We start from the raw sequence: 18,883 nt of genomic DNA on the forward strand, positions 1-18,883 counted from the left end.
TTGCCGGCTCATTCGCCGCGCTCCAAACGGGCGATCTCCTCGGCGCGGGCCGCCAGGATCAGCGCCGCGGCGCGCTCCTGGGTCAAGCCCTCGATGCCGAAGTCGACGATCTCGTCCGCTGCCAGGTCGGACAAATCCTCGCTGGTGCGCACGCCGTGCTCGGCCAGAGCAAAGGCCGTTTCCTCGTCCATCCCCTCCAGCGCCAGCAGGTCCTCGGTGGGCTGAGTTCCTTCCAGGCCTTCTTCCTCGGCCAGCGCGGCGTTGAGCAGCGCATCGCGGGCACGGGCACGCAACTCTTCGACGATGTCTTCGTCGAAGCCTTCCACCGCCAGCAACTCGCCGACCGGCACGTAGGCGATTTCTTCGACCGTATTGAAACCTTCGGTCACCAGAATCGCTGCGATTTCTTCGTCCACTTCCAGGCGATCCATGAACAACTGGCGCGCGGAGGTCTGTTCGGCTTCGGACTTGGCGGCCACCTGGTCGGCGGTCATCACGTTGAGCTGCCAACCGGTCAGGCGGCTGGCCAGACGTACGTTCTGGCCGCCCTTGCCGATCGCCTGGGCCAGGCGATCTTCTGCCACGGCCAGATCCATCGAATGCTTGTCTTCATCGACGATGATCGACTGCACTTCGGCCGGCGCCATCGCATTGATGACGAAGTTCGCCGGATTCTCGTTCCACAACACGATGTCCACGCGCTCGCCATTGAGCTCGTTGGACACCGCCTGCACGCGCGAACCACGCATGCCGATGCACGCGCCGATCGGATCGGTGCGGGTGTCGTGCGCAATCACGGCGATCTTGGCGCGGTCGCCCGGATCGCGTGCGCAGGCCTTGATCTCGACCAGGCCCTGGCCCACTTCCGGCACTTCGAGCTTGAACAGCTCGATCATGAATTCCGGCGCGGCGCGGCTGATGAACAGCTGCGGGCCACGTGGTTCGGAACGCACTTCGGCCAGATAGCCGCGTACGCGGTCGCCCGGACGCAGCACATCGCGCGGGATGCCCTTGTCCTTCGGAATGAAGGCTTCGGCATTGCCGCCCAGATCGACAAAGATATTGCCGCGCTCGGCACGCTTGACCACACCGGTGATCAACTCGCCGACGCGATCCTTCCAAGCGTCCACAACCTGCTGACGCTCGGCTTCGCGCACACGCTGCACGATCACCTGCTTGGCGGCCTGTGCGGCGATACGGCCGAAATCCGGATTTTCGATCTGTTCTTCGATGTAGTCGCCCACATCCACGCCGTCGGCTTCGTCGATGGCATCCATCAGACGCACCTGGCGATCCGGCGACTCCATCACTACATCGTCGGCAACCACTTCCCAACGACGGTAGGTTTCGTAGTTACCGTCCTTGTGGTCGATGGTCACGCGCGCCAGCACGTCCTGGTCGGGATAGCGCTTCTTCGCTGCGGAAGCCAACGCGGCCTCGATCGCATCGAAGATCACTTCGCGCGGCACGCCCTTTTCGTTGGCCACCGCATCCACTACCAGCAAAAGTTCCTTGCTCATTTAGTCACTCCGCGCGCGGCTTGCCAGCCGCCGACTCGTTGGATGGTTTCTTCTTCTCGTGCCCGGGTTTTTTCGGGCCGGGCTTATTCGGTTTTTGCGGCGCCAGGCCCAAAGCGACCCAATCCGGCAGGATGCGCGCCTTGTCGATGTTGTCGAAGCCGATCTGCACGTCCTTGCCGTCGATGGCAAACACCACGGCGTCGGCCTCAGCCTCGATCCGCAGGATCTTGCCCTGAAAGCGGCGCCGACCATCCTGCGCCAGCTTCAACACGATCTTTGCGGACTCGCCGACATGACGTGCGAACTGTTCAAGCGTAAACAAGGGACGGTCCACACCCGGCGAAGACACTTCAAGCGTGTAGTTACCGGTGATGGGATCTTCGACGTCGAGTTGGGCGGAGACTTCGCGGCTCACGCGCTCGCAGTCATCGACGTTGATCACACGCTCGGGCTGTTCGGTCAGCGGCACATCGATATACAGACGCAACGTGGCGCCACCTGGAGCGGGAAGATATTCCACACCCAGCAGTTCCAAGCCCAAGGACTCAACCGTTGGACTCAGCAGATTCGCGATTTCGGTCGCTTTTTCGCTCACAGACTGCCCTGATCAAATGATTGCCAGTAGAACCCCGGCAACCGGCAGCAAACTTTCCGGTTCCGGAAAAAACAAGGGGCCCGATGGGCCCCTTGCGTGAAAAAAGCCCGACCTCTCAGGGTCGGCGCAAAGACGGGAACATGCGTCTTTGCGATCCAAGAACATGAACTGATGCCCTAAAGCAAACTGCATTAAAGCAGCAATTCAAACTTGGTAGCGGGGGCAGGATTTGAACCTGCGACCTTCGGGTTATGAGCCCGACGAGCTGCCAGACTGCTCCACCCCGCAGCAGAAGCGGAATTATGAAGAACTTGAGCGGCAATTGCAAGCCCTAGTTTTTCATCGATTGAAAACCTTGGAGGTCTTCAACGTCGCGGCAAATGATAACCGCATTGCAACAAAAACGAAACAGCAATCACGACTTTATTTCAATAACGCGTCAAAGGCGCGCCTGACGCACGCGCCCACAACGGTATGCAGGCACGTAAGTCTTACGCAAGCCCCGCAAATGCGCGCTGGCACCACACCATGATCGGGCTCCAGGCCAGACCGAGTGCCAGCAGTGCGAGTGCGTTGACGCCGAGGACGGTACCAAGCACGCGGTCGTTGTTGGCCGGCAACGGCTCACCCACCGGCTCGTCGAAGTACATGACCTTGATGACGCGCAGATAGTAGTACGCACCGATCACCGCGCAGAGCACGCCGACCAACGCCAGCCACAACATATCGCCCTTCACCGCGGCGCCCAACACGGCCAGCTTGGTCCAGAAGCCAAGGAACGGTGGGATACCTGCGAGCGAGGCCATGATGCACAGCACCAGGCCGGCCATCCATGGATTGCGTGCGTTGAGCCCCTTGAAGTCGTCGATGTTCTCGGCTTCAAACCCGTTACGCGACAACGCGATGATGGCGCCGAACGCAGCGGTCGACATGATGGTGTAGCTCACTGCGTAGAACATCGCCGCAGCATAGCCTTCTTCGCCGCCACCGGCCACGCCCATCAACAGGAAGCCGATATGCGAGACGGTCGAATACGCGAGCATGCGCTTGAGATTGGTCTGCGCAATCGCCATCAGGTTGCCGATCACGAGCGACAGTGCCGACAGGCCGCCGATCAACAGATGCCACTGCGGCGACAACGGACCCATGCCGACTTCGAGCAGGCGATAGGCCATACCAAAGGCAGCCAACTTGGGCGCGGAACTGATGAACAACGCGATCGGTGCGGGCGCACCCTGATACACGTCGGGCAGCCACATATGGAACGGCGCAGCACCCAGCTTGAAGGCCACGCCGGCGATCATGAAGATGGTGCCGGTCAGCAGCAGTGTGCGCTCGTTGGAGCCTTCGATCGCGCCGTGGATACCCGCCAGGCTCAAGGTGCCGGTGGCGCCGTAGACCAGCGACATGCCGTACAGCAACAGACCCGACGCCAGCGAACCGAGCACGAAATACTTCATCGCCGCTTCGGTGGCCAGGCCGTTATCGCGATTGGACGCGACCAGGGCGTACGAGCACAGAGCCAGCAGTTCCAGACCCAGATACACCATCAGCAGGCTGCCTGCCGAGGCCAGCAGCATCATGCCGGCGGTGGCGAACAGCACCAGCACCGGGATCTCGCCCTGATAGAGATTGCGCTCGCGCAGGTACGTCCAGCCATAAACCAGGCTCAGGCCGCTGACCAGCACGATCACCGTCTTCATGACGTCGGCTGCGGTGTCGCGGACGAACATGCCGTGGAAGGCTTCGCCCTGCCCGCCCGTTCCGGTCGCCAGCAACGCGAACACCACGGCCAACACGGCCACGGAGAACAGGTGGGTCCAGACCTTGTGCCGCTGGCTCATAAACAGATCGAGCATCAACAGAGCAAAGGCGCCGCCGATCAGCACCAGCTCCGGTGCGAGCGGAGCCAGGTCAGCGGTGGTCAACGGCGCGAGCGTTGGCGTGGTCATCATCAAATCCTGAAAATCGGTACGTACGGCAAGCAGTTACAGCTTGGTCGCGGCAATCTGGGTAGCCAGCTTGGCGATCGATGGTTCCATCAGATCGGTCAGCGGCTTCGGATACAGGCCCAGGGCCAGCACGCCAGCGGCGAACACCCCCAGCACGAATGCCTCACGGCCATTGATGTCCTTCAACTCGGCCACGTGAGCGTTGGCCACTTCACCGAAGAACACGCGCTTGTAGAGCCACAAGGTGTAAGCCGCAGTGATCACCAACGTGGTGGCCGCGCCGAAGGCGATCAACGGGTGCTTCTGGAAGCTGGCCAGGATCACCATGAACTCGCCCACGAAACCGCTGGTACCCGGCAGGCCGGCATTGGCCATGAAGAACAGCATGGCGAAGGTGGCAAACCACGGCATCACGTTGACCACGCCGCCGTAATCGGCGATGCGGCGGGTATGCATGCGGTCGTACAGCACGCCGATGCAGGAGAACATCGCACCGGACACGAAACCATGCGAAATCATCTGCACCATTGCGCCCTGCAGGCCCAGGCGTGCGGCGTCGGTGCTGCCGTAGTCGCGCACCAGGGTGAAGGCGATAAAGGTGCCGAGAGTGACGAAGCCCATGTGCGCGATGGACGAATACGCCACCAGCTTCTTCATGTCGTCCTGCACCAACGCCACCAGGCCGACGTAGATCACCGCGATCAGCGACAGCGTGATCACCAACCAGGCGAACTCATGGCTGGCATCCGGCACGATCGGCAGGTTGAAGCGCAGGAAGCCGTAGCCACCAATCTTCAGCGCGATCGCGGCCAGGATCACCGAACCGGCGGTCGGCGCCTCGACGTGCGCATCGGGCAGCCAGGTATGCACCGGGAACATCGGCACCTTGACCGCGAAGGCGATCAGGAACGCGAAGAAGATCCAGGTCTGCTCCTTGGCGGTCAGCTGCAGCGCGTACAGGTCGGCGAGCTGGAAGCTGCCGCCCTTCAGATACAGGTAGACCAGGCCCACCAGCATCAGCACCGAGCCGAGGAAGGTGTACAGGAAGAACTTCATCGCCGCATAGATACGCCGCGGGCCGCCCCAGACACCGATGATCAGGAACATCGGAATCAGCATGGCTTCGAAGAAGACGTAGAACAGCATCGCGTCGGTGGCAGCGAAGATGCCCAGCGTGACGCCTTCCAGGATCAGGAACGCCGCAACGTACTGATTGACGCGCTTGTCGATCGAGCGCCAGGCGCCGATCAGGGCGAGCACCGTCACCAGTGTGGTCAGCACGATCAACGCGACCGCGATGCCATCCACGCCCAGGTTGTAGCCGATGTTGTAGGCCGGGATCCAGGCATGCAGTTCGACGAATTGCAGGGCGTCATTGGCGGTGTCGTAGCCCAGCAGCGGCAGACTCAGCACAAAGGTCGCCACCGCCACCGCCAGCGACGCCCAGCGGGCAGTCTCGGCGTTGCGCAACGCAAGGATCAGGGCGCCACCGATAATCGGCAGCCAGATCAAGATAGACAGTAAAGGCCAGTTCGACACGTTTTCTTATTCCGTACAGGTCAACGCCAGAAATGCATCAGTACCGCCAACAAGGCGATCAAACCGATGATCATTGCGAAGGCGTAGTGATAGAGGAAACCGGATTGCGTGCGACGCAGCAGATTTGCAGCCAGGTCGATCAGTCGGGCAGAACCATTGACGACGACACCGTCGACCACATGGGTATCGATGGCACGTGACGCCTTGCCAAGGACCACGCCGCCACCGGCGAAGCCATTGATCCAGAGCTTGTCGAAACCGTACTTGTTTTCCAGCAGCCACACGACCGGCGCGAACGCCTTGCGCGACTTGGTGGCCAGGTCGGGCATCCACAGGTAGAACAGCGCGGCCAGCAACAGACCGGCAACGGTCAGGAAGAACGGCGCCGCCATCATGCCGTGCAGCGCGAAGGCCACCGGACCATGGAACTCTTCGGCCAGTGCACCGACGGTGTCGCGTGCCGGATCGTAGAAATCGACGATACCGGTGAAGAACGAGACAGCCTGCCCCTTGATGGCATGCGCCGCGTGGTGACCTTGCCAATCGGTGCCGAACAACATCGGGCCGATGGTGAAGAAGCCGATCGCCACCGAAGGGATCGCCAGCAGGATCAGCGGCAGCGTCACCACCCACTTGGACTCGTGCGGCTCATGGGCACCGTGATGGCCATGACCGTGGTCATCGTGGCCATGCGTATCGTGTGCATGGGCATCGTGCGCATGGGCGTCGCGGAAGCGCTCCTTGCCGTGGAAGGTCAGGAACAGCAGACGGAAGCTGTAGAAGCTGGTCACCAGCACGCCGCCGAGCACCGCCCAGTAGCCATAGGTCGCGATCCAGCTATGCGACTCGTGGGCATGATGCGCAGCTGCCTCGATGATGGTGTCCTTCGAGTAAAAGCCGGAGAAGAACGGCGTACCGACCAGTGCCAACGTACCGATCACGCTGGTCCAGTAGGTCACCTTCATGTATTTGCGCAGGCCGCCCATCTTGCGCATGTCCTGCTCGTGGTGCATGCCGATGATGACCGAGCCGGCTGCCAGGAACAGCAGCGCCTTGAAGAAGGCATGCGTCATCAGATGGAACACGGCCGCCGAGTAGGCGGACACGCCCAGCGCCACGGTCATGTAGCCGAGCTGGGACAGCGTGGAATACGCAACCACGCGCTTGATGTCGTTCTGCACGATGCCGATCAGGCCGGTGAAGAAGGCCGTGGTCGCACCGATGAACAGGATGAAGTTGAGTGCGGTTTCCGACAGCTCAAACAGCGGCGACATGCGCGCGACCATGAAGATGCCGGCGGTCACCATCGTCGCGGCATGGATCAGTGCCGAAATCGGCGTCGGTCCTTCCATCGAGTCCGGCAGCCACACATGCAGCGGCACCTGCGCCGACTTGCCCATCGCACCGATGAACAGGCAGATGCAGATCAGCGTCATCACGCTCCACTCGTGGCCGGCGAACAGCTGCACCTTGGCACCGGCCATGGTGGTCGCGTTGGCAAACACGGTGGAGTAGTCCAGCGAACCGAACCACAGCAGCACACCGGCAATGCCGAGAATGAAGCCGAAGTCGCCGACGCGATTGACCAGGAACGCCTTCATGTTGGCGAACACCGCAGTCGGGCGCTTGAACCAGAAACCGATCAGCAGGTAGGACACCAGGCCCACCGCTTCCCAGCCGAAGAACAGCTGCAGGAAGTTGTTGCTCATCACCAGCGTCAGCATGGAGAAGGTGAACAACGAGATGTAGCTGAAGAAGCGCTGGTAACCCGGGTCTTCTTCCATGTAGCCGATGGTGTAGATGTGCACCAGCAGCGACACGAAGGTCACCACCACCATCATCATCGCGGTCAGGCGGTCGACCATGAAGCCGACATGCGCCGAGTAGTTACCGACGTCGAAGAAGGTGTACAGGTTCTGGTTGAACGGGCTGGCGCCCTGCTCCACCAGTTGATACAGCGTCAGGCACGACAGCACGCAGCTGACCGCCACGCCCAGGATGGTGACGTATTGCGCGCCCTTGCGCCCTACCTGGCGACCGAACAGGCCGGCGATGATGCTGCCGACCAGCGGTGCAAGCACCACCGCAATCAACAGACTCTTGGAGAGAGTGATTTCCATCTACAGGTCAGCCCTTCAACGTATCGACTTCGGCCACATTGATCGTGCGGCGCGTGCGGAACAGAGTCACCAGGATCGCAAGGCCGATCGCAGCCTCCGCAGCGGCAACGGTCAGGATGAAGAACACGAACAACTGGCCTGCGGGGTCGCCGAGCTCGCGCGAGAACGCAATGAAGTTGACGTTGACCGATAGCAGCATCAACTCGATCGACATCAGCAACACGATGACGTTCTTGCGGTTGAGGAAGATGCCGGCCAGCGAGATGCAGAACAGCACCGCGCCCAGTCCAAGCAGGTGGCCCAAGGTAATCAAGACTTCGCCTCCTGTCCGTCAGCCGCATCGAGCTTCGGCGCGACCTGCACCGGCTTTTCAACCGCCATTTTGACCATGCGCAGACGATCACCCGCCTTCACCCGCGATTGATCACCAGCGTTCTGCAGCTTGATGCCGGTGCGCTTACGCAAGGTCAGCATCACGGCGGCCACCACCGCCACGGTCAGAATCACTGCGGCAAATTCGAATGGCAGCAGGAACTCGGTGTATAGGCTCTTGGCCAACCAGGTCAGGTTCGACACGTCGGCCGCCTGCGCGGCAGCGTTGTCTGCCGGGAACGGCGTGGCGCTACGTGCCTTTACGCCGATCAGGGTGACCATCTGCGCAAACATGGCGACCGCCACGATGACGCCGACCGGCATGTACTTGACCCAACCCTCGCGCAGGCGGCTGGTGTCGATGTCCAGCATCATCACCACGAACAGGAACAGCACCATCACCGCACCGACGTAGACCAGCACCAGCGTCACGCCAAGGAACTCGGCGCCGACCAGCAACCAGATGCACGCCATCGAGAAGAAGGTGAGGATCAGGCACAACACGGCGTACACCGGATTGCGCACGCTGATCACCGCACCCGCAGAGACAACCGCGACGGCGGAGAACGCGTAGAAAGCAATTTTGACCCAGTCCATCATGACCTCAACGGAAGGCGGCATCGGCAGCGCGACGCTCGGCGATCTCGGTTTCGAACCGGTCTCCGATCGCCAGCAGCTGCGGCTTGTTAAGAATATTTTCGCCGCGCTTCTCGAAGTGATACTCGAGGAGGTGCGTCTCGACGATCGAATCCACCGGGCAGCTTTCTTCGCAGAAGCCGCAGAAGATGCACTTGAACAGATCGATGTCGTAGCGGGTGGTACGACGCGAACCGTCCTCGCGCTTGGCCGAGTCGATGGTGATCGCCAGCGCCGGGCACACCGCTTCGCACAGCTTGCAGGCGATGCAACGCTCTTCGCCGTTGGGATAACGACGCAGCGCATGCACGCCACGGAAGCGCGGCGACTGCGGGAACTTCTCCATCGGATACAGCACGGTGTACTTGGGCTTGAACGTGTATTTCAACGTCAGCCACAAGCCTCCGAGCAGTTCGAGCAGCAGCAAGCTTTTGAAGTAATGGGTGATCTTGTTCATCAATTACACGCCCTTCTGGATCACGCCGTAAAACACCATCAACGCCGTCACTGCGATCCACACGATCGTCAGCGGAATGAACACCTTCCAGCCAAGACGCATGATCTGGTCATAGCGGTAGCGCGGGAAACTGGCACGGAACCAGATGTAAGCGCTGGCGAAGAAGAACACCTTCATCAACAGCCACGGCCAACCGCCCTTCCACAGCCAATCGACCCACGGCGAGATATCCGGATTGCCCCAAGCCTGCGGCCATGGGCTCAACCAACCGCCAAGGAAGAAGATCGAGATCAGGAAGCTGACCAGGATCATGTTGGCGTATTCGGCCAGGAAGAACAGCGCGAACGCACCGCCCGAGTACTCCACCATGTGGCCGGCAACGATTTCCGATTCGCCTTCCACCACGTCGAACGGCGCGCGATTGGTTTCGGCGACGCCGGACACCCAGTACACGATGAACAACGGGAACAGCGGGATCAGGAACCAATCGCCTACGCCCGAGCTACCGCCCTGCGCAAACACGATCTGACTCAGGTTGACGCTGCCCGACGCGATCATCACGCCGACCAGCGCAAAGCCCATCGCGATTTCGTAGCTGACTACCTGCGCGGCCGAGCGCATCGCACCCAGAAACGCGTATTTGGAGTTGGAGGCCCAGCCGGCCAGGATGATGCCGTACACGCCCAACGAGGTCATCGCCAGCAGATACAGCAGCCCCACATTGGCGTTGGACAGCACCAGCTGCGCATCGAACGGCACCACCGACCAGGCCGCGAAGGCCGGCGCCAGCGTCAGCAGCGGCGCGATGATGAACATCGCCTTGTGCGCGCTACTCGGCTGCACGATCTCCTTGAACAGGAGTTTGAACACGTCGGCAAAGGCCTGAAAGATGCCCATGCCCACGTACATCGGCCCGTGGCGTACGTGCATCCAACCGATCAGCTTGCGCTCCCAGACCACAAAGAACGCCACCGCCACGATCACCGGCACCGCGATCAGCAGGATCTTCAGCACGGTCCACAGCACCACGCCGCCATCGCCCAGCCCGACGAACCACTGGTGCAAAGGATTGACCAGATTCAACAGCAATTCGTTCATGCAGCCACCACCGTTACCCGACCGGCACCAAGCGGCGCGGTTGCGCCATGGCCGGATTCGATCCACACCGTCCCCGGCGCGACGCGCTTGTCCAGCACCACCGGCAGCGTTGCCTTACCGGCATCGGTGCCGACCTTGACCATCTGACCTGCGCCAATCTGCAACTGCGCTGCCTGCTCTGGGTGCATGACCACACACGGCGCGATGTTGAGCGGATGCGACTGCAGTGCAGCGGCGCGGCGTACCACTGCGTCGGTGCGATAGATCGCAGCGGTCGCGGCCACTTCCAGCCCCTCGCTCGCAGCCACTGGCTGTGCGGAGGTTGCAGGCGTCACGCTGCGGTTCTGCATGCCGGCACGCAGGCCGACCAGATCGATGAATTCGAAACCGGCCAGACCCAGCTCCCCACCAAGTGCGCGCAACACGCGCCAACCTTCGCGCGCTTCCACCGGCAAGCGGCCGGCGGCACGTGCGGTCTGCACGCGACCATCGAGATTGGTCAGCGAGGCATCGATTTCCGGCAATGCGCCGATCGGCAGAATCACATCGGCCACATCGCGCGTGGAAGTACAGGCGAACTGGCTGAAGGCCACCACTTTGGCACCCGCCAGCGCGCTGCGTGCAGCCGCTGCATCGGCGAAATCCAGACCCGGCTCGATGCCATACAGCACATACGCCTGACGCGGCTGCGTCAGCATGCCGGTGACATCGCGTGCGGTCGGCAATACACCTTGCGAGACCAAGCCGACAGCATTGGCGCCCTGCGGAATACGGCACAGCGAGGCACCGGTTGCAGTAGCGAAGTCACGTGCGGCAGCACGCAACGCGGCAGCCTGCGGATGATTTTCAGCCAATGCGCCGACCACGATCACGGCACGCGTGGCGCCCTTGACCGCATCGCGCAATGCCGCATCGTCCAGTGCACCAGCCAGCTGCGACGGCGCAACGACCGTACGGCTTGCCTGGGTAAAGGCAAAATCGAAATCGACCGGGTTGACCGAATGGATCTTGGTCCCGTTCTGGATGTTGGCCTTGCGCAGACGCGCATGCAGCAGCGGCAGTTCGTGACGCACGTTGGTGCCGAACAGCACTACCACATCGGCCTGCTCGATCTCGGCCAACGGCGTGGCAAACTCTTCGGCCACCGCAGCATCGGAGAAATCGCGATTGAGCAAACGGTGATCCAGATTGCCGCTACCCAGCCCTTCGGCCAGACGGGCCAGCAGCGCACCTTCCTCGTTGGAGGTGGACGGATGCACCAGCACGCCGAGCTGATCTCCAGCGTTGTCACGCAGGATTTGCGTGGCGGCAGCCAGCCCTTCGGCCCAGCTCACCTCGGTCCACTCACCGTTGACCTTCTTCAGCGGCTTGACCGCACGGTCTTCCGAGTACAGGCCCTGATGCGAATAACGATCGCGATCGGACAGCCAGCACTCGTTGACCGCCTCGTTCTCGCGCGGCACGGTACGCAGCACTTCGCCGCGACGCACGTGCAGGAACAGGTTCGAGCCCATCGCATCGTGATAGCCGAGCGATTCGCGTGCCATCAGCTCCCACGGGCGGGCACGGAACTGGAACACCTTGTTGGTCAGCGCGCCGACCGGGCAGACGTCGATGACGTTGCCGGAAATTTCGGTGGTCAGCGGCTTGCCGTCGTAAGTGCCGATCTGCAGGTTTTCACCGCGATACATGCCACCCAACTCGTAGGTGCCGGCGATGTCCGCAGTGAAGCGCACGCAACGGGTGCACTGGATGCAGCGGGTCATTTCGGTGGCGACCAGCGGACCGATGTCCTCGTCGGGCACCACGCGCTTACGCTCGTTGAAGCGGCTGACCGAACGGCCGTAACCGAGCGAAACGTCCTGCAATTCGCACTCGCCGCCCTGATCGCAGATCGGGCAGTCCAGCGGGTGATTGATCAGCAAAAATTCCATCACGCTGCGCTGGTACTTCAGCGCCTTTTCGCTACGCGTGGTGACCTTCATGCCGTCCATCACCGGCGTGGCGCAGGCAGGCGACGGCTTCGGGGATTTTTCGACGTCCACCAGGCACATGCGGCAGTTGGCCGCGATCGGCAGCTTCTCATGGTAGCAGAAGCGCGGGATCGGGATGCCGGCCTTGTCGGCCGCCTGGATGATCATCGAACCCTTCGGCACCACCAGGGACTGCCCGTCGATTTCGACGGTGACATGGTCCGGTGGCACGTTCGGGTTCACTGGTTGGGCGCTCATGCGGCCACTCCGACGTGCGTGTCGACGATCGAACGACCGTTGACGATGTAGTACTCGAACTCGTCCCAGAACTGGCGCAGGAATCCCTGGATCGGCCACGCCGCGGCTTCGCCGAACGCACAGATGGTGTGCCCTTCGATCTGGCCGGCAACGGTGCGCAACTGGTGCAGGTCTTCCATCGTGGCCTTGCCGGCGACGATGCGCTCCAGCACGCGGTGCATCCAGCCGGTGCCTTCGCGGCACGGCGTGCACTGACCGCAGGATTCCTTGTGGAAGAACTGCGAGATGCGGCAGGCAAAACGCACGCAGCAGACGCTGTCATCCAACACCACGATCGCGCCCGAACCCAGACCGGTCCCCAATGCACGCAAGGTGTCGTAATCCATCTGCAAGCCGGCGACCTGGTCGGCCTTCAGCACCGGCATCGAAACGCCGCCAGGCACCACGCCCTTGAGGGTACGGCCCGGACGCAGGCCACCGGCCATTTCCAGCAGTTCGTCGAAGGTGGTACCGAGCGGCACTTCGAAATTGCCGCCCTTTTGTACGCAGCCGGACACCGAGAAGATCTTCGGGCCGCCGTTCTTGGTCTTGCTCAACCCCAGAAACCACTCCGGGCCGTTGCGAATGATCGCCGGCACCGACGCGTAGGTCTCGGTGTTGTTGATGGTGGTCGGCTTGCCGTACAGGCCGAAGTTCGCCGGGAACGGCGGCTTGTAACGCGGCTGGCCCTTCTTGCCTTCCAGCGATTCCATCAGCGCGGTTTCTTCGCCGCAGATGTAGGCGCCGGCACCCAACGCACCGTAAATATCGATATCCACGCCGCTGCCGAGAATGTTCTTGCCCAACCAGCCGTTGGCATACGCATCGGCCAGCGCCAGTTCGAAGTTCTCGAACGGCTCGTGATGGAACTCGCCACGAAGATAGTTGTAACCCACGGTCGAACCGGTGGCGTAGCAGGCGATCGCCATGCCCTCCACCACCGAATGCGGGTTGTAACGCAGGATGTCGCGGTCCTTGCAGGTGCCCGGCTCGGATTCGTCCGAGTTGCACAGGATGTATTTCTGCATCGTGCCCTTGGGCATGAACGACCACTTCAAGCCGGTCGGGAAGCCCGCGCCGCCACGGCCGCGCAGGTTCGACGCCTTGACCATTTCGATGACGTCGGCCGGCGCGATCTTCTCTTCGAGGATCTTGCGCAGTGCGGCGTAGCCGCCAGTCTTGAGGTAGCTCTCGTACGACCACGGGGTGTCGTAGTGCAGCGTCGTGTAGACGACCTGATGCGGCAACGGCGCCGGACCGACCGGGCCTGAGGGTGCGTGATGATGTGCCATGTCTTACTCCAGCCCGTCCAGCAGCGCGTCGACCTTCTCTTTCGTCAGGTGCTCGTGGTAATGGCCGTTGATGACCATCATCGGCGCTGCAGAGCAGGCCGCCAGGCACTCTTCTTCGCGCTTGAGGTAGACCCGGCCATCGGCCGTGGACTGCCCCAGCTTGCAACCCAGTTTCTTCTCGGCGTGCGCCAGCAGATCCTCGGCGCCGTTGAGCCAGCAGCTGATGTTGGTGCAAAACGCCACGTTGTGGCGGCCGACCTTTTCAGTCTCGAACATCGAGTAGAAGCTGGCGACCTCGTAGGCCCACACCGGCGGCAGTTCCAGATACTTGGCCACGCCGACGATCAACTCATCGGTGAGCCAGCCCTGGTTCTGCTCTTGCGCAGCATGCAGGCCCTGCAGCACCGCCGAACGCTTGCGGTCGGGCGGAAACTTGCTCAGCCAATGATCGATGTGCGCGCGCGTCTTGTCGCTCAGCACTACCTGCGGATCGACGTCGCGCGCCGCTTCGAAATTACCCGTCGCCTTCATCGGTCAACCTCACCGAAAACCAAATCGTAAGTACCGATCATCGCCACGACGTCGGCCAGCAAATAGCCACGCACCACCGCGTCCATCGAGGACAGATGCGCAAAGCCCGGCGCGCGCAGATGCAGGCGGAATGGCTTGTTGGCGCCATCGGACATCAGGTAGCAGCCGAACTCGCCCTTGGGTGCTTCGACGGCGCAATAGGTCTCGCCGGCCGGCACGCAATAGCCTTCACTGAACAGCTTGAAGTGATGGATCAGCGCTTCCATGTCGTCCTTCATGCCTTCGCGGCTTGGCGGAGCGACCTTGAAATTGGTGACCATGACCGGGCCTGGATTGGCCTTCAGCCAGGTCACGCACTGCTTGATGATGCGGTTGGATTCACGCATCTCGGCAACACGGACCAGATAGCGGTCGTAGCAGTCGCCGTTGGTGCCGACCGGGATATCGAAATCCACCGCGTCGTACTTGGCATACGGCTGCTTCTTGCGCAGATCCCACTCGATACCGGAGCCACGCAGCATCGGGCCGGTCATGCCCCAGGCACGCGCCAGATCCGGGCTGATGATGCCGACATCGACGGTGCGCTGCTTCCAGATACGGTTATCGGTCAGCAGCGTTTCGTACTCGTCCACACGCGACGGGAAGGTATTGGTGAAGTCCTCGAGGAAATCCAGCATCGAGCCTTCGCGCGCGGCGTTGAGCTTCTTCAGCGCCCCGCCCTTGTGCCAACGCGATTCCTTGTACTTGGGCATGCGATCGGGCAGATCGCGATACACGCCACCGGGGCGATAGTAGGCGGCGTGCATGCGCGCGCCACTGACCGCCTCGTAGACGTCCATCAACTCTTCGCGCTCGCGGAACGCATACAGCATCACCGCCATCGCACCCAGGTCGAGCGCGTTGGAGCCGAGCCACATCAGGTGGTTCTTGATGCGGGTGATTTCATCGAACATCGTGCGGATGTACTGCGCACGCTCGGGCACTTCGATTCCCATCAGGGACTCGATCGCGCGCACGTAGGCATGCTCGTTGCACATCATCGACACGTAATCCAGACGATCCATGTACGGAACCGACTGGTTGAACGGCTTGGACTCGGCCAGCTTCTCGGTGCCACGGTGCAGCAGGCCGATATGCGGATCGGCACGCACCACGGTTTCGCCGTCCATTTCCAGGATCAAGCGCAGCACGCCGTGCGCCGCAGGATGCTGCGGGCCGAAGTTCATCGTGTAATTGCGGATTTCCTGCTTGCTTTCGACAGGATTGCTAGCGAAGGCGGCAGTCGCCTGGTGGAACTCACTCACTTGGCAGTCTCCGACTTGCCCACTTCACCAGCGGCAGCCTCATAACGGGCATCGTCGCGAATCACGCGCGGCACACCGACGCGTGGCTCGACCGAGGTGACCGGCTCGTACACCACGCGCTTTTTTTCTTCGTCGTAACGTACTTCGACGTTGCCGATCAGCGGGAAATCCTTGCGGAACGGATGGCCGACGAATCCGTAGTCGGTCAGGATGCGACGCAGATCCGGGTGACCGTCGAACACGATGCCGAACAGGTCGAAGGCTTCGCGCTCGAACCAGTTCACGCCCGGCCAGATATCGGTCAACGAGGCCACCACCGGCACCTGCTCGTCCGGGGCGTAGCAACGCACGCGCAGACGCTGGTTGTGCTGGTAGGAAATCAGCTGGGCGACGACCGCAAAACGCTGCTTGGGCATGTGCTGCGGGTGGGCGCCATCGGAGCTTTCCTGGCTGGGAAATTCACCCCAGGCGAAACGACCGACCGCCTTGCCTTCGACACCACGACTGAAACCCTGCGACGACACGTCCGCGGTATCCCACTCGTCGCTGCCATAGCCCAGGTGATCGACGCCGCACAGATCGCTCAACTGCTCGAAACCGAGCTCGTCGCGCAAGGCCAGACAGGTGGCGTGCCAATCGGCAGCCGCGACTTCCAGCGTCACTTCGCCGCGCGGCAAGGCCACGGCAATCTGCGCACCGGCGAAACGTGCCGCAAGTCGGTCAGTGAAGGAGGATGCTTGCTCTGCCATGGGGGCTTGGCTGCTCTCGGTAGAAGAAGACGGGTATCAGCGCGCGATCGTCTGGGTACGCCAGATCTTCTTCTGCAGCTGCAAGATGCCGTAGACCAGCGCCTCGGCGGTCGGCGGGCAGCCCGGGACATAGATGTCCACCGGCACGATGCGGTCGCAACCGCGCACCACCGAATACGAATAATGGTAATAGCCACCGCCGTTGGCGCAGCTACCCATCGAAATGACCCACTTGGGATCCGGCATCTGGTCGTAGACCTTGCGCAGCGCCGGCGCCATCTTGTTGACCAGCGTGCCGGCCACGATCATTACGTCGGACTGGCGCGGCGACGGGCGGAACACCACGCCGTAACGGTCCAGGTCCAGGCGCGCCGCACCAGCGTGCATCATCTCGACTGCGCAACAGGCCAGACCGAAGGTCATCGGCCACATCGAACCGGTACGCGCCCAATTCAACAGCGCGTCGACGCTGGTGGTCACGTAGCCCTTTTCGAGCAGCGGGTTCTCGCCTTCCGGGCGCAGGATGTCGTCCAACCGACCTTCCGGCATCGGATTGGTCATCAGACGATCGAGGGTCTGAATCACTCCCATTCCAACGCTCCCTTCTTCCAGACGTAGATAAAACCGAGGAACAACATGCCGACGAACAGCCCCATGGTGACCAGCGAACGTGCGCCGATCTCCATGAACACCTGCGTCCACGGCACGATGAAGATGATTTCCAGATCGAACACGATGAACTGGATCGCGATCAGGTAGTAGCGCACGTCGAACTTCATGCGCGCGTCTTCGAATGCCTCGAAGCCACACTCGTACGGCGAGAGCTTGCGTGCATCGGGGCTACGCGGACCGAGGAACCGGCCGATCAACATCAATGTGATGCCGATACCGGTGGCGACGATCAGAAACAGCAGACTCGGCAAATATTCGGCCAGCACAGCGATTCTCTCTTGCCTTTGCCCGCACGCGCCGCGTGCCGGCATGGGGTATAAGCAGGACCCGCGCGTGGCACCGCCACGATGCGCAGGAACTGCAGCCAAACAATGGTGCCCAAGAGGGGACTCGAACCCCTACGACCTAAATCGCTACCACCTCAAGGTAGTGCGTCTACCAATTCCGCCACCTGGGCATACGTTGCGCCGCTGGGCATCCCAGTGCGCAGCGTATTGTAACCGGCTTCAGCGTTTTTGTGCTGGTTCTGAAGCGTTTTCTTCGCGTGCCGCAGGCGCTTGTTGCGCCGGTGCGGACTGCGCTGGCGCTGCGGCCGGAACAGCGGCAGGCGACGGCTGCGACGGAGCGGTCGGCACTGCGCCCGCGGCTGGTGCCTGCGGCAACGGCTGAGTCAGCTCGCCGGCGGCGGCCGGTGCCGGGGTGGCCGACTGCGACATCACGCCAAGATTCTGATCGGTGGGACGCGCGCCATGGGTGGCGTACCACGCCATGAACAGGCTGATGCTGAAAAACACCACCGCCAGCCACTTGGTCGACTTGGACAGGAAGTTCGACGCACCCTGCGAACCAAACACGGTACCCGAGGCACCAGCACCGAAACCGGAGCCCGCTGCCGCACCCGCGCCACGCTGCATCAGGATCAGCGCAATCATCGCCAGCGCGACCAGCACGTAGACCACATTGAGGATCAACATCAGCATTTCGAAATCCGTCCCCGGACAAAACTTAATGGGTTAATCAAGCGACCGCCGCGCGTGCGATGGCCAGGAAATCTTCAGCGACCAGTGATGCGCCTCCGACCAGCCCGCCGTCGACATCGGGCTGTGCGAACAGCTCGTTGGCGTTGTCGGGCTTGACACTGCCCCCGTACACGATGGGCAGCGAATCGGCAATTCTAGCATCCGCCTTTGCGACTTCGCCACGCAGGAAGGCGTGCACAGCCTGGGCCTGCTCCGGGCTGGCAGTGCGGCCGGTACCAATGGCCCAGATCGGTTCATACGCAAGCACGGCACGCGCAAAGCCTTCGCTGCCGACCAGGGCCAGCACCGGCTCGAGCTGAGCGCGCAGCACCACCTCGGTCTGGCCCGCTTCGCGCTGCTCCAACGATTCGCCGACGCACAGCACCGGGATCAACCCGGCATGCATGGCGGCCGCGAATTTACGCGCCACCAGCTCACTGCTCTCCTGATGGTACTGGCGACGTTCGGAGTGGCCGACCAGCCCGTACTCGGCGCCGACATCGACCAGCATCGTGGCCGAGACCTCGCCGGTGTAGGCGCCCTTCTCGTTACTGCTGACGTCCTGTGCACCGAAGCACAGGTGATGCTCCTCGAAATCCTCGATCAGATCACCGAGGTAAGGCAGTGGCGGCAGGATGACGACATCGACACCCTCCAGGGGCATGTGCGCGGCAATCTGGGCCACCAGTTCGGTGGCGAAGGCGCGGCTGCCATGCAGCTTCCAATTTCCGGCAACGAGTTTTCGACGCATCAGGCG

Annotated in this window: 18 protein-coding genes and 2 tRNA genes; all 20 read right to left on the minus strand. The window is 62.0% G+C overall.

Annotation, left to right across the window (positions count from 1 at the left end; all coding sequences use genetic code 11):
- Positions 1-8: 8 nt before the first annotated feature.
- Positions 9-1,520 (minus strand): transcription termination factor NusA, encoded by a 1,512-nt coding sequence (nusA, locus tag NMB96_RS20295; protein ID WP_006450552.1) that lies wholly within the window; start codon positions 1,518-1,520, stop codon positions 9-11.
- Between the two features lie 4 nt (positions 1,521-1,524).
- Positions 1,525-2,115, minus strand: a complete 591-nt coding sequence (gene rimP / locus NMB96_RS20300; protein ID WP_023904451.1) for a ribosome maturation factor RimP — start codon at positions 2,113-2,115, stop codon at positions 1,525-1,527.
- Positions 2,116-2,326: 211 nt separating this feature from the next.
- Positions 2,327-2,403: transfer RNA gene (locus tag NMB96_RS20305), tRNA-Met, on the minus strand.
- A gap of 203 nt (positions 2,404-2,606) precedes the next feature.
- A complete protein-coding gene (gene nuoN / locus NMB96_RS20310; protein WP_023904452.1) occupies positions 2,607-4,067 on the minus strand; it encodes an NADH-quinone oxidoreductase subunit NuoN in 1,461 nt (486 codons plus the stop codon).
- Positions 4,068-4,103: 36 nt separating this feature from the next.
- The gene (locus NMB96_RS20315) at positions 4,104-5,606 is read right to left on the minus strand and encodes an NADH-quinone oxidoreductase subunit M (RefSeq protein WP_023904453.1); all 1,503 of its coding nucleotides are present in this window, start codon (positions 5,604-5,606) and stop codon (positions 4,104-4,106) included.
- A 20-nt stretch (positions 5,607-5,626) separates the two neighbouring features.
- Entirely contained in the window at positions 5,627-7,726 is a 2,100-nt protein-coding gene (gene nuoL, locus NMB96_RS20320; RefSeq protein ID WP_255085507.1) for an NADH-quinone oxidoreductase subunit L, read from the minus strand.
- 7 nt (positions 7,727-7,733) lie between these two features.
- Positions 7,734-8,039, minus strand: coding sequence for an NADH-quinone oxidoreductase subunit NuoK (gene nuoK, locus NMB96_RS20325; RefSeq protein ID WP_006450557.1), 306 nt, complete (start codon positions 8,037-8,039; stop codon positions 7,734-7,736).
- Positions 8,036-8,698 (minus strand): NADH-quinone oxidoreductase subunit J, encoded by a 663-nt coding sequence (locus NMB96_RS20330; protein ID WP_172839317.1) that lies wholly within the window; start codon positions 8,696-8,698, stop codon positions 8,036-8,038. Before NMB96_RS20330 ends, nuoK begins: the two co-directional genes overlap by 4 nt.
- 4 nt (positions 8,699-8,702) lie before the next feature.
- Positions 8,703-9,191 (minus strand): NADH-quinone oxidoreductase subunit NuoI, encoded by a 489-nt coding sequence (gene nuoI / locus NMB96_RS20335; protein ID WP_006450559.1) that lies wholly within the window; start codon positions 9,189-9,191, stop codon positions 8,703-8,705.
- A gap of 3 nt (positions 9,192-9,194) precedes the next feature.
- On the minus strand, positions 9,195-10,289 hold the full coding sequence (gene nuoH / locus NMB96_RS20340; protein ID WP_023904455.1) for an NADH-quinone oxidoreductase subunit NuoH: 1,095 nt from the start codon (positions 10,287-10,289) through the stop codon (positions 9,195-9,197).
- On the minus strand, positions 10,286-12,520 hold the full coding sequence (nuoG, locus tag NMB96_RS20345; protein WP_023904456.1) for an NADH-quinone oxidoreductase subunit NuoG: 2,235 nt from the start codon (positions 12,518-12,520) through the stop codon (positions 10,286-10,288). Before nuoG ends, nuoH begins: the two co-directional genes overlap by 4 nt.
- Entirely contained in the window at positions 12,517-13,851 is a 1,335-nt protein-coding gene (nuoF, locus tag NMB96_RS20350) for an NADH-quinone oxidoreductase subunit NuoF (protein ID WP_023904457.1), read from the minus strand. The genes nuoG and nuoF overlap by 4 nt, the downstream gene beginning before the upstream one ends.
- Positions 13,852-13,854: 3 nt before the next feature.
- The gene (nuoE, locus tag NMB96_RS20355) at positions 13,855-14,382 is read right to left on the minus strand and encodes an NADH-quinone oxidoreductase subunit NuoE (RefSeq protein ID WP_011037655.1); all 528 of its coding nucleotides are present in this window, start codon (positions 14,380-14,382) and stop codon (positions 13,855-13,857) included.
- Positions 14,379-15,686 carry an NADH-quinone oxidoreductase subunit D gene (locus NMB96_RS20360; protein ID WP_023904458.1) on the minus strand — a complete coding sequence of 436 codons (1,308 nt, stop codon included), beginning with the start codon at positions 15,684-15,686 and terminating at the stop codon, positions 14,379-14,381. Before NMB96_RS20360 ends, nuoE begins: the two co-directional genes overlap by 4 nt.
- On the minus strand, positions 15,683-16,435 hold the full coding sequence (locus NMB96_RS20365; protein WP_255085508.1) for an NADH-quinone oxidoreductase subunit C: 753 nt from the start codon (positions 16,433-16,435) through the stop codon (positions 15,683-15,685). The genes NMB96_RS20360 and NMB96_RS20365 overlap by 4 nt, the downstream gene beginning before the upstream one ends.
- 36 nt (positions 16,436-16,471) lie before the next feature.
- A complete protein-coding gene (locus NMB96_RS20370) occupies positions 16,472-17,026 on the minus strand; it encodes a NuoB/complex I 20 kDa subunit family protein (protein ID WP_006450566.1) in 555 nt (184 codons plus the stop codon).
- Positions 17,017-17,373, minus strand: coding sequence for an NADH-quinone oxidoreductase subunit A (locus tag NMB96_RS20375; RefSeq protein WP_006450567.1), 357 nt, complete (start codon positions 17,371-17,373; stop codon positions 17,017-17,019). Before NMB96_RS20375 ends, NMB96_RS20370 begins: the two co-directional genes overlap by 10 nt.
- Before the next feature lie 106 nt (positions 17,374-17,479).
- A tRNA-Leu gene (locus tag NMB96_RS20380) sits at positions 17,480-17,564 on the minus strand.
- Positions 17,565-17,613: 49 nt separating this feature from the next.
- The gene (secG, locus tag NMB96_RS20385; RefSeq protein ID WP_023904461.1) at positions 17,614-18,087 is read right to left on the minus strand and encodes a preprotein translocase subunit SecG; all 474 of its coding nucleotides are present in this window, start codon (positions 18,085-18,087) and stop codon (positions 17,614-17,616) included.
- Between the two features lie 37 nt (positions 18,088-18,124).
- Entirely contained in the window at positions 18,125-18,877 is a 753-nt protein-coding gene (gene tpiA / locus NMB96_RS20390) for a triose-phosphate isomerase (RefSeq protein ID WP_023904462.1), read from the minus strand.
- Between the last annotated feature and the right edge of the window lie 6 nt (positions 18,878-18,883).

The organism is Xanthomonas hortorum (assembly GCF_024339125.1).
GTDB classification, from domain to species: Bacteria; Pseudomonadota; Gammaproteobacteria; order Xanthomonadales; family Xanthomonadaceae; genus Xanthomonas; species Xanthomonas hortorum.